Origin of the sequence: Azonexus caeni, assembly GCF_048146105.1 — a bacterium.
In the GTDB taxonomy this organism is placed as follows: Bacteria; Pseudomonadota; Gammaproteobacteria; order Burkholderiales; family Rhodocyclaceae; genus Azonexus; species Azonexus aromaticus_B.
Window position 1 is genome coordinate 19758 of sequence record NZ_JBKJAD010000012.1, and the last position, 11336, is coordinate 31093.

General features: G+C 65.6%; 8 protein-coding genes. 3 read left to right on the plus strand and 5 right to left on the minus strand.

Features of this window, described 5'->3' with window-relative positions:
* Positions 1 to 7: 7 nt before the first annotated feature.
* From ACLIIZ_RS12405 to ACLIIZ_RS12425, 5 genes are all read right to left on the minus strand, one after another.
* On the minus strand, positions 8 to 2176 hold the full coding sequence (locus ACLIIZ_RS12405) for a TonB-dependent receptor plug domain-containing protein (RefSeq protein ID WP_416692498.1): 2169 nt from the start codon (positions 2174 to 2176) through the stop codon (positions 8 to 10).
* A gap of 34 nt (positions 2177 to 2210) precedes the next feature.
* The gene (gene holA / locus ACLIIZ_RS12410; protein ID WP_416692501.1) at positions 2211 to 3242 is read right to left on the minus strand and encodes a DNA polymerase III subunit delta; all 1032 of its coding nucleotides are present in this window, start codon (positions 3240 to 3242) and stop codon (positions 2211 to 2213) included.
* Positions 3242 to 3757, minus strand: a complete 516-nt coding sequence (locus ACLIIZ_RS12415; RefSeq protein ID WP_416692503.1) for an LPS-assembly lipoprotein LptE — start codon at positions 3755 to 3757, stop codon at positions 3242 to 3244. Before ACLIIZ_RS12415 ends, holA begins: the two co-directional genes overlap by 1 nt.
* 10 nt (positions 3758 to 3767) lie before the next feature.
* Complete coding sequence (gene leuS, locus ACLIIZ_RS12420) at positions 3768 to 6377, minus strand: leucine--tRNA ligase (RefSeq protein WP_416692504.1); 2610 nt, start codon at positions 6375 to 6377, stop codon at positions 3768 to 3770.
* 172 nt (positions 6378 to 6549) lie between these two features.
* Positions 6550 to 6900 (minus strand): hypothetical protein, encoded by a 351-nt coding sequence (locus tag ACLIIZ_RS12425; RefSeq protein WP_416692505.1) that lies wholly within the window; start codon positions 6898 to 6900, stop codon positions 6550 to 6552.
* A gap of 243 nt (positions 6901 to 7143) precedes the next feature.
* Here ACLIIZ_RS12425 and ACLIIZ_RS12430 point away from each other — a divergent pair, with 243 nt between their 5' ends.
* From ACLIIZ_RS12430 to ACLIIZ_RS12440, 3 genes are all read left to right on the plus strand, one after another.
* Positions 7144 to 9282 (plus strand): UvrD-helicase domain-containing protein, encoded by a 2139-nt coding sequence (locus ACLIIZ_RS12430; RefSeq protein WP_416692507.1) that lies wholly within the window; start codon positions 7144 to 7146, stop codon positions 9280 to 9282.
* Positions 9283 to 9371: 89 nt separating this feature from the next.
* The gene (locus ACLIIZ_RS12435; RefSeq protein ID WP_416692509.1) at positions 9372 to 10700 is read left to right on the plus strand and encodes a TAXI family TRAP transporter solute-binding subunit; all 1329 of its coding nucleotides are present in this window, start codon (positions 9372 to 9374) and stop codon (positions 10698 to 10700) included.
* A complete protein-coding gene (locus ACLIIZ_RS12440; RefSeq protein ID WP_416692510.1) occupies positions 10697 to 11335 on the plus strand; it encodes a nucleotide-binding protein in 639 nt (212 codons plus the stop codon). Before ACLIIZ_RS12435 ends, ACLIIZ_RS12440 begins: the two co-directional genes overlap by 4 nt.
* The last annotated feature ends 1 nt before the right edge of the window (position 11336 follow it).

An 11336-nucleotide genomic window follows, 5' to 3' on the forward strand; every position in this document is an offset into this window, starting at 1 on the left:
GCCGGGCTCAGAAGCGGTATTCGACCGTTGCCATCACGGTTCGTGGTTGCTGCGGCACGGCCTGCATGACGGCGCTCGACGACGAGGTGTGGGCGGCGTAGTAACGCTTGTCGAAGAGGTTGTAGATGTCCAGATAGAGCGACAGGCGGTCGTCGGCCAGCTTGTGGATGCCGAGGTGCAGGCTGGCCACCGTATAGGCGTCGGTCTTGCGCACCCGGTCGTTGGTCGGCCGGTTGATCGCGCCGGTCGTCGTCTCGCCGATCCATTGCAGGCGCGGCGTGATCGTCAGCCAGTCCTGGTAGCGCAGGGTGACGCCGAGCTTGAGCTTGTGCTGGGCGATGTTGATCTGCTTCAGGCTGGGGCCGTCGTCGGTTTCGCGGAAGTGGCCGTCGACGTAGCTGTAGCTGCCCCAGGCGTCGGCGCTCCAGGCGCCGCCCAGATGGACCTGCCATTGCGGCATCAGGTCGAAGCCGCTGTAACGGTCGCTGCCGCTGTTCTGCTTCGATTCCGTGGCGCTGAGGACGACGCCGGGAATGTACTGGATCGGCACGTCGTTGCGGCGGGTCAGGATGACGTTGTCGACCTCGGTCAGGTAGGCATTGGCGACCAGGTTGAAGCGCCGGGTCGGCCGCCAGTCCCAGGTCAGCGACCAGGTCTTCGATTTTTCCGGGAGCAGGTTGGCGTTGGGGGCGCGGAAAGTGCCGATCGGGTTGCCGGCGTTGTTGAAGCTGCCGAAGGCGCTATAGCTCTCTTCCGGCGATGGCGCGCGGAAGGCCTCGCCATAGGCGAGTTTCAGGAAATGCCCGGGTAGCGCCTGCCAGACGGCGCCGAGGCGCGGATTGGTGGTGTTGCCGTAGGTCGAATACCAGTCGTGGCGCAAGCCGGCGACCGTCGAGAAGCGCGGGTTCCATTGCGCCTGCCACTGCAGGTAGCCCGACCAGGCGCGGTAGTTGGCCTCGTAGACCTGCAGCGGCAGACTGGTGTTGGGATAGCTCATGCCCTGATTGCCGGGCGACTTCGAGGTGTCGTAGGGATGCGGCAGGTCGGGCGTCTCGATCGCCCGGTAGTCGCGGTAACCGAGACCGGCGAGGACGGTGTGGCGGTCGTTCGGGCGCCAGGCGAGGTTCTGCTCGATGCCGGTGCGACGGCCGTAGGCGTAGTCGTAGCCGTGATCCTCGAAGTTGGTGAAGGTGTTGATGTAGCGGCTTTGCGGATCGACTTCGTAGCGTGAGTGGTCGATCAGGGTTTCGCTGCTCAGGGTCGGCGACAGCTCGAACTTGTAGCGCGCCTGCCAGGTTTCGATGGTGGTGTCCCAGTAGGCGTCATCGAGGAAGTAGACGGCGCTGGAGCGGTCGCCGGTACTGCTCAGGCTGCGGAAGCGGTTCTGGTAGTAGCCGACGCTGAGGCGCTCGCCGACATCGAGGCGGGCATAGAAACTGCGGCTGCCGATGTCGCCGACGTAATCCTCGCGTTCGGCGGCAGTCTTGGCGCCGGCCGCCACTTTCGGGAAATCCTTGCGGTAGTACTCGTCGAGCGGGGCGCGGTCGCTTTTCTGGTAGTGGGCGCCGGCGGTCAGGCCGATGCCTTCGCCGAAGCGGCCGCTGGCCAGGAAATTGCCCTCGAGCGAGCCATAGCTGCCGGCGCCGGCGGAGATCTTGCTGCCGGCTTCGCCGCCGCGGTCGGTGATGATGTTGATGACGCCGGCGACGGCATCGGCGCCGTAGAGGGCGGCAGCGGGGCCATAGAGGATTTCGACCTGACGCGCGAAGTAGAGCGAGAAATTCTCGGCGACCGGAATCTTGCCGCCGGCCGGGTGATCGATGCGGACGCCGTCGAGCAGGATCAAGAGCTTGTTGTTGCTTACGTTGCCCTGGAAGACGAAATGGTTGAACTGCGTTGACCGTGTGCCGCGCTGGAAGTCTACGCCGGGCAGATCCTCGAGCAGGTCGGCGAGGTTCTTGTAGCGGCGGTCGCGCATCTGCTCGCGGGTGATGACGATGATGTGGGCGGGCGTCCGTTCACGTGCTTCGGCGTGGCGTGAGGCGGTGGTGACCGGGGTTGCCAGCAGTTCGTCGAGCGACAGCGGCAGCAGTGGCAACACGTTGTCGTCGGCCTGGGCCGCGCTGCCCGCCAGGAGCAGGGCGAGCGCGATGGCGCCATGGGCGGCGTGTGGCATGGAATTCCCCCGAAACATGTGGTTTCGTGGAAGCTTAACCGGGAATCCTTGCGTCGAGCTTACCCTGGCCGCAGATGCGCAGGCCTAGGCGCAGGCATTCCTCCCACAGGTTGCCCTGGCCGATGCCCTTGATCAGCGCGTCGATGCGTCCGGCGTGGCGCAGCGCCGCCTCGAGCGCGCCGCTGTCCAGGCGTTGCACGGCCCGCCTGACGGCGTTCTGGCGCGCTCCCCAGACCTTGGCTTCCTTGAGCAATTGGTCGACCGGGCGGCCGCTGTCGAGGCCGGCGCGGATCGCCGTCAGGCTGCGGATTTCCTCGCTCATCGCCCAGAGCACCAGTGGCGGCGCCTCGCCCTCCTGCATCAGGCCGTCGAGGGTGCGGGCCAGACGGCCGACATCGCCGGCGAGCAGGGCTTCACGCAGGCCGTCGATGTCGTAGCGGGCGACGTTGAGCACGGCGTCGCGGATCTGTGCATCACTCAGCTTGCCGGCCGGGTAAAGCAGGGCCAGTTTCTGGATTTCCTGGTGCGCGGCAAGCAGGTTGCCCTCGACGCGTTCGGCGATGAACTTCAGGCTTTCCGGATCGGCGCTCTGCTGCTGCCGGCGCAGCCGGCCGGCGATCCAGCCGGGCAGTTCGGCGAGCGGCGGGGCGTTGAGCTTGACGGCGACGCCGGCGTTGGCGAGCGTCGTGAACCAGGCTGCCTTCTCCTCGCGCCAGTCGAGTTCGGGCAGGGTGGCCAGCAGCAGGTTGTCGGGCGACAGGTGCTGGCACCACTGCTGCAGCGCGGCGCCGCCTTCCTTGCCCGGCTTGCCGGTGGGGATGCGCAGGTCGATCAGTTTCTTGTCGCCGAACAGCGAGAGGTTGCCGCCGGCAGCGAGTAACTGGCCCCAGTCGAACTGCGGCAGGACGGTCAGTACCTCTCGCTCGCTGTAACCGGCGCCGCGCGCCCGGGCGCGGATGGCGTCGGCGGCTTCCAGCACGAGCAGCGGCTCGTCGCCGTAGAGGACGTAGAGCGGGCGCAGTTCGCGTTCGAGATGGGCGGCCAGTTGTTCGGCCTTGAGCAGCATCAGTCGGTTTCCCGGCTCGGGTCCCTGGGCTTGACGATGCTCAGGCGGCGCATGATCTGGTTCACCAGATCGCTGCTCATGTCGCGCCAGAGCAGGCGTTCTTCGACATCCTTGGCGAGCACCTGCGAGTCGTCAAAACTGAAATCGCGGCTCAGGCTGAGTTCGTTCGGAGCGACGATCTCGTCGCCCTTGGCGTTGACCAGCCGGAAACGGTAGGTCAGCTGCAGGCGGTATTCACGCACCCGGCCCTGGGCGTTGACGCTGAGGATGGTTTTCTGGCGGTTGTCCTCAAGTTGCTGGAAGACCGCCTCCGCCGCTTTCGGATCGGCGACGATTTCGGTGCCGCTACCGCGGATGTGGCGTTCGAGCCAGATCCGGACATCGGCGGTTTCCGGCAGCGCGATGGCCATCGTCTTGTAGGGTAGCGTGTTGCCGCCCGCGCCGCGCAGATGGAAGCCGCAGCCGGCGAGGGCGGCGACGAGGATCAGGGCGAACAGCGGGCGCAGCAGGCGCATGGCGTTTTCCTCAAGCGACGATGTTGACCAGGCGGCCGGGGACGACGATGACCTTCTTCGCCGGCTTGCCTTCCATGAATTTGACGGCGCCCTCGCAAGCCAGCGCGGCGGCTTCGATGCTCGCCTTGTCGGCTGTGGCGGCGACGCGGATCGAACCGCGCAGCTTGCCGTTGACCTGCACCATCAGCTCGATCTCGTCCTGCTTCAGCGCCGCCGGGTCGGCCTTCGGGAAAGCGGCAAGGCCGGCGTCGGCACCCGGCTTCAGTTCGGCGTAGAGCGCCTGGCCGATGTGCGGGACGATGGGGAAGAGCAGCAGCACGGCGCTTTCCAGGACTTCCTGGGCGAGCGCGCGGCCGGCGGCGTCGGCGAGATCGCACTTGTCGTAGGCGTTGAGCAACTCCATCACCGCGGCGATGGCGGTGTTGAACTGCTTGCGCCGGCCGTAGTCGTCGGCGACCTTGCCCATGGTCTGGTGCAGCTTGCGCCGCAGGTCGGCCTGCGCGGAAGAGAGGCCGTCGTTGCCGGTGCAGGCGGCGACGAGGCCGGTCTGCACGTGGTCATAAACGGTTTTCCACAGGCGGCGCAGGAAGCGGAAGGCGCCTTCGACGCCGGCATCCGACCATTCCAGCGACTGATCGGGCGGCGAAGCGAACATGATGAACAGGCGCGCCGTGTCGGCGCCGTACTGGTCGATCAGCGCTTGCGGATCGACGCCATTGTTCTTCGACTTCGACATCTTCTCGGTGCCTCCGATCACCACCGGCAGGCCGTCGGCCTTCAGCGTGGCGCCGGTCGGGCGGCCGCGTTCGTCGGTGACGACATCGACGTCGGCCGGGTTGATCCACTGCTTCTTGCCGCCGTCGAGCTCACGGTAGAAGGTCGGCGCGACGACCATGCCCTGGGTCAGCAGGTTGGCGAAGGGCTCGCCAAGGTCGCCGATCAGGCCGACGTCGCGCATCAGCTTGGTGAAGAAGCGCGAATAGAGCAAATGCAGGATGGCGTGCTCGATGCCGCCGATGTACTGGTCGATGCCGCCCTTGCACCAGTAGGCGACGCGCTCGTCGACCATGGCCGTGGCGTTGTCCGGGCAGGCGTAGCGCAGGAAATACCAGGACGACTCGAAGAAGGTGTCCATGGTGTCGGTTTCGCGGCGGGCAGCACCGCCGCACTTCGGACACTTGCACTCGTAGAATTCGGGCATCTTGGCCAGCGGCGAACCGGCGCCGGTGATCTCGACGTTTTCCGGCAGCACCACCGGCAACTGCTCGTCGGGCACCGGCACGTCGCCGCAGCTCGGGCAGTGGATGATCGGGATCGGGCAGCCCCAGTAGCGCTGGCGGGAAATGCCCCAGTCGCGCAGGCGGAACTGGGTTTTCTTCTCGCCCAGGTCCTTGGCGGCGAGGTCGGCGGCGATGGCGTCGACCGCGGCTTCGTAGCCGAGGCCGTCGTATTTGCCGGAATTGACCAGCTTGCCCTTGACCTTGTCGGCGTACCACTCGGCCCATTGCTGGTTGCTGAAGCTTTCTCCGTCGACGGTGACGACCTGCTTGATCGGCAAGTTGTATTTCAGCGCAAACGCGAAATCGCGCTCGTCGTGCGCCGGCACGGCCATCACGGCGCCGTCGCCATAGCTCATCAGCACGTAGTTGCCGACCCAGACTTCGACTTGGTCGCCGGTCAGCGGATGGCTGACGTAGATGCCGGTCGGCATCCCCTTCTTTTCCATGGTTGCCAGATCGGCCTCGGCGACGCCGCCCTGCTTGCATTCCTCGATGAAGGCGGCGAGTGCCGGGTTGTTGGCGGCGGCGCGGCTGGCCAGCGGGTGTTCGGCGGCGACGGCAACGAAGGTGACGCCCATGATGGTGTCGGCGCGGGTAGTGAACACCCACAGCTTTTCGTCGGCGTTATCCGCCAGCGGGAAGGCGAAGCGCACGCCGGTGCTCTTGCCGATCCAGTTCTTCTGCATCAGGCGCACCTGTTCCGGCCAGCCCGGCAGGTTGTCGAGCTCGGCGAGCAGCTCTTCGGCGTAGGCGGTGATCTTCATGTAGTACATGGGGATCTCGCGCTTTTCGACGACGGCGCCGGAGCGCCAGCCCTTGCCGTCGATGACCTGTTCGTTGGCGAGCACGGTGTGGTCGACCGGGTCCCAGTTCACGGTGCCGAGCTTCTTGTACACCAGGCCCTTTTCGTAGAGGCGGGTGAACAGCCACTGCTCCCAGCGGTAGTACTCGGGCGTGCAGGTGGCGAATTCGCGCTGCCAGTCGATGGCGAAGCCGAGCGACTTGAGCTGCGAACGCATGTAATCGATGTTGGAGTAGGTCCACCCGGCCGGCGCGACGTTGTTCTGCATGGCCGCGTTTTCCGCCGGCATGCCGAAGGCGTCCCAGCCCATCGGTTGCAGCACGTTGTAGCCCTGCATCTTGTGGAAGCGGGTCAGCACGTCGCCGATCGTGTAGTTGCGCACATGGCCCATGTGCAGTTTCCCGGACGGATACGGGAACATCGACAGGCAGTAGTACTTGGGTTTGCTGGCGTCTTCGACGGCGCGGGCGGCGCCGGTTTCATCCCAGTGTTGCTGGGCGGCGCGTTCGAGGTCGGCCGGGGTGTATTTTTCCTGCATGGGCGTGTGAGCTGAATGAGCGTCGATCAAACCGCGAATTATAGCGGTTGCGCGCCCCGGTATCGGCGCCGGTTTTCAGCATTTCCCGCGCGCGCAGGGCGTGACGTGCCGGGCGGTCCCCCGTCACGCCGCCGGCTCGCGGCGCAACGGGCCGAACGTCAGCGACGTCCGGTCAGGCGGCTTTTTTTTGGCCGACCATGTCGTTCCAGGTGTTCTGCCAGAACTGGTAGGTATTCTGCGCGGCCATCAGCGACAGCAGCGACATCCGGGTCTGGTGACGCCAGAGCCAGCTCAGTTGCGGGGCCGGCGACAGCTTGGCGGCGGACTGGGTGTCGGCTTCGTCTTCGACGATGGCCAGGAAGCGCTCGATGGCCAGGCCGGAGAACTCGGCGCCGGACGATTGGCCGGTCAGGGTTTCGGCTTCGCCGACGGCGCGACGCCACAGCTTGAGCGCCAGTTCTTCACTGATGCCGGCGCGCTTGGCGATCCAGGGGAGGATTTTCGGTGATTGCATGTTGTTCATTTGCTGCTCCTTGTCGGTCACGGTGGTGACCCCATTCCATTCGACTGCCTCGTGGGCAAATAGTTTTGTGCACTGCAATATATTTGCTGCCAGTATACTTTTGGCACCCCGGCTGGCGTGTAACAAATTGTCGGGTTTGTGTTGTTGCGTTGCACAATTGCAACAAAGTGGTTTGACCACTTGCCCAACAAAGCGCGGCCGGCATTGTACACTGTCCGCCCCTCTCCGTAATCCCCTGCCGCCATGTCCGACCTGCTCGCCAACCTCAATCCTCCCCAACTGCAGGCCGTGACGCTGCCGCCGGTGCATGCGCTGATCCTGGCCGGCGCCGGCAGCGGCAAGACGCGGGTACTGACGACGCGCATCGCCTGGTTGATCTCGACCGGTCAGGTCGGACCACATGGGGTGATGGCGGTGACCTTCACCAACAAGGCGGCCAAGGAAATGACTGCGCGCCTGTCGGCGCTGGTGCCGATCAACGTGCGCGGGATGTGGATCGGCACCTTCCACGGCCTGTGCAACCGGCTGCTGCGCGCGCACTACCGCGAGGCCGGCCTGCCGCAGACCTTCCAGATCCTCGATTCGGCCGACCAGTTGGCGATGGTCAAGCGCCTCCTGAAGAACCTCAACATCGACGACGAGAAGTACCCGCCGCGCGAGCTCTGTCATTTCATCAACGCGCACAAGGAGCAGGGCGTGCGTGCCGGTCAGGCCGAGGTGTACGACCACTACACGCAGAAGCGCGTCGAGATTTATGCCGAGTACGAAACCCAGTGCAATCGCGAGGGCGTCTGCGATTTCGCCGAGCTGCTGCTGCGCTGTTTCGAGCTGCTGCAGCGCAACGAGCCGCTGCGCACGCATTACCAGCAGCGTTTCCGGCACATCCTGGTCGATGAGTTCCAGGATACCAACAAGTTGCAGTACGCCTGGCTGCAATTGCTCGCTGGCGGTGGCGCCAAGCTCTTCGCGGTCGGCGACGACGATCAGTCGATCTACCGCTTTCGTGGCGCCGAGGTCGGCAACATGCGCGACTTCGAACGCGACTACTGCGCCGACAACATCATCCGCCTCGAGCAGAACTACCGCTCGCACGGCAACATCCTGGCCGCTGCCAACGCGATCATCAAGTACAACCGCGAGCGCCTCGGCAAGAACCTGTGGACCGACGCCGGCGACGGCGAGCCGATCCGCGCCTTCGAAGCCTATTCGGACATCGACGAGGCGCGCTTCATCGTCGACGAGATCCGCGAACTGGTCCGCGACGGCGTGCCGGCGACGCAATGCGCCATCCTCTACCGTTCGAACGCCCAGTCGCGCGTGCTCGAACACGAGCTGTTCACCAAGGGCGTGCCGTACAAGGTCTATGGTGGCCTGCGCTTCTTCGAGCGCCAGGAAGTCAAGCACGCGCTCGCCTACCTGCGCCTGCTGGGCAACCCGGACGACGACACCGCCTTCCTGCGCGTCGTGAACTTCCCGACCCGCGGCATCGGCGCCCGCTCGCTGGAAAACCTGCAGGCCGCCGCGCACCAGATGAACTCCAGCCTCTACAACGCCGCCGCCTCGCTGACCGGCAAGGCCGGCCAGGCGGTCGGCGCCTTCATCCGGCTGATCGAGACGCTGCGCCAGGAAACCGAGAAGCTGCCGCTGCCCGAGATCATCGAGCATGTCGTCGAGAAGTCCGGCCTCGCCCAGCATTACCGGCTGGAGAAGGAAGGCCAGGAGCGCCTGGAGAACCTCGACGAACTGATCAACGCCGCTGCCAGCTTCGTCGATGACGAAGGGGCGGTCGGCGAGGGCGGGGCGCTCGCTTCCTTCCTCGCCCACGCCTCGCTCGAATCCGGCGAGCACCAGGCCGGTGAGGGCCAGGAAGCGGTCCAGCTGATGTCGGTGCACGCGGCCAAGGGGCTGGAGTTCGACGTCGTCTTCATCAGCGGCCTCGAGCAGGGCCTGTTCCCGCACGAGAACGCGGTTAACGAAGGGCGCGACGGCCTGGAGGAAGAGCGCCGGCTGATGTACGTCGCCGTCACCCGCGCCCGTCAACGGCTTTACCTGTCCTGCGCGCAGACGCGGATGCTGCACGGGCAGACGCGCTATTGCACGGCCTCGTCCTTTTTCGACGAGATTCCGGAGGAACTGCTGCTCAAGCTCAACAAGAAGGCCGCGGCACCGGCGCCGACCTGGGGCGGCTACGCCGCCGCCAGCAGCGAGCCGGTCGCTGGCGGCCTGCGCATCGGGCAGAACGTCGAGCATGCCAAGTTCGGTTTCGGCGTCATCGTCGCCACCGAAGGGCGCGGTGCCGATGCGCGGGTCCAGGTCAACTTCGGCGGCGGCGCCGGCATGAAATGGCTGGCGCTGGAGTACGCCAAGCTGACGCCGGTATGACGTCGTCAGCGCCGGCCGCGCGCTAGATCGCAAGCGCTGCTGGTGTTACCCTCGCAGTCTCGACGACGACAGGGTTTTCCCGAGCACGCATGATGGCGAAAATCAAGGCTGGACTTATCTCGCTGCGCGACCTGTTCGCGACGGCCTGGTGGATCTTTTTGATCGCCGGCATCGGTTTCGTCGTCGCCTTCCAGTTCGTCGAGCCGGCGCCGCCGCGCCACGTGGTGATGACCAGCGGCGGCGAGAGCGGCGCCTACTACCAGTTTGCCAAGCGCTACGCGGCGATCCTGGCGCGCTCGGGGATCACGCTTGAGGTGCGGACCTCCGAGGGCTCGGTGCAGAACCTCGAAAGGCTCAGGAGCGGCGAAGCGCAGATCGGCTTCGTCCAGGGCGGCGTCATCGAACCGGTGGACGAGAGCCGGATCGACGAGGAACCGGAAAACTGGGGCCTGCTGTCGCTCGGCAGCATGTTCTACGAGCCGGTCTGGGTCTTCTATCAGGGTGAGACGATCGAGCGCCTGAGCGAGTTGCGCGGCAAGCGCATCGCCATCGGCCAGGAAGGCTCCGGCATCCGGCAACTGGCGCAGCGCCTGCTGGAGGACAACGATGTCGATTTTCGCCAGAACACGCTGCCGATTTCCGGGCTGGATGCCGCCGAGGAGTTGCAGCAAGGGCGCATCGATGCCGCCTTCATCATCGCCGCCGAGCATGCGCCGGTGGTCCAGGTGCTGTTGCGTTCGCCCGGCATCAAGCTGATGAATTTTTCCCAGTCCTTCGCCTACGAGCGGCGTTATCCCTTCCTGACCCGGCTGACCATGCCGCAGGGCGTGGCCGATCTGGTCCTCGACATCCCTCCGGCCGACACCCGGGTGCTGGCGCCGACCGCCAGCCTGGTGGTGCGCGACGACCTGCATCCGGCACTGCAGAACCTGCTGCTGCAGGCGGCGCGGCAGATTCACGGCAAGCCGGGTTTCTTCCAGACAGCCAACGAGTTTCCCTCGTACATGGACGGCATGCTGCCGCTGTCGTCGGAGGCCGAGCGTTTCTTCAAATCCGGTCCGCCTTTCCTGCAGCGCTACCTGCCTTTCTGGCTGGCCGTTCTGGTCGACCGGCTGATCGTCCTGCTGGTGCCGGTGATCGCTCTGCTCATCCCGCTGTTGCGGGTGGCGCCGGCGCTCTATAGCTGGCGGGTGAAATCCAAGGTCTTCCGTTGCTACGGCGAGCTGAAGTTCCTCGAGGACGACCTGAAGAACCATTACGACCCGGCGCGTCTGGCGGAATACCGGCAGCGGCTCGACGCGCTCGACGAAGAGGCGGCCGAACTGCATGTGCCGCTCGGTTTCACCGATCTGGTCTATACGCTGCGCGAGCACGTCAACCTGGTACGCAGCATCCTCGACAAGAAGGAAAGGGAATGAAAGGCTTCCTCGTCGCCAATCCCAAGGGCGGTTCCGGCAAGAGCACGCTGGCCACCAACCTGGCCGGCTATTTCGCCAGTCGCGGCCATGATGTGATGCTCGGCGACATCGACCGCCAGCAGTCGGCGCGCGAATGGCTGGCGACGCGCCCGTTCGCATTGCCGACGATCGAAACCTGGGAAATCGGTCCCGATCGCATCGCGCGGCCGCCCAAGGGCACCTCGCACGTCGTCCTCGATACCCCGGCCGGCCTGCACGGCAAACAGCTCGACAAGGTGCTGAAGCTGTCGACGCGGGTGATCGTGCCGGTCCAGCCCTCGCTGTTCGACATGCGCGCCACCCGCCACTTCCTCGAAGCCCTGCTCGACGAGAAGGCCGTGCGCAAGGGCAAGGCCGACGTCGCCGTGATCGGCATGCGGGTCGATGGACGGACGCGCGCCGCCGCCGAACTGGAACGTTTCTTCGCCAGCTTCGAGCTGCCGGTGCTGGCCTACCTGCGCGACACCCAGGTCTATGTCCAGGCCGCGGCCGCCGGGCTGACCCTGTTCGACCTGCCGCGCTCGCGCGCCGAGCGCGACCTCGAGCAATGGCAGGCGATCATCGACTGGGTCGAAAAGCCCGGCCAGGCCGGGTGAA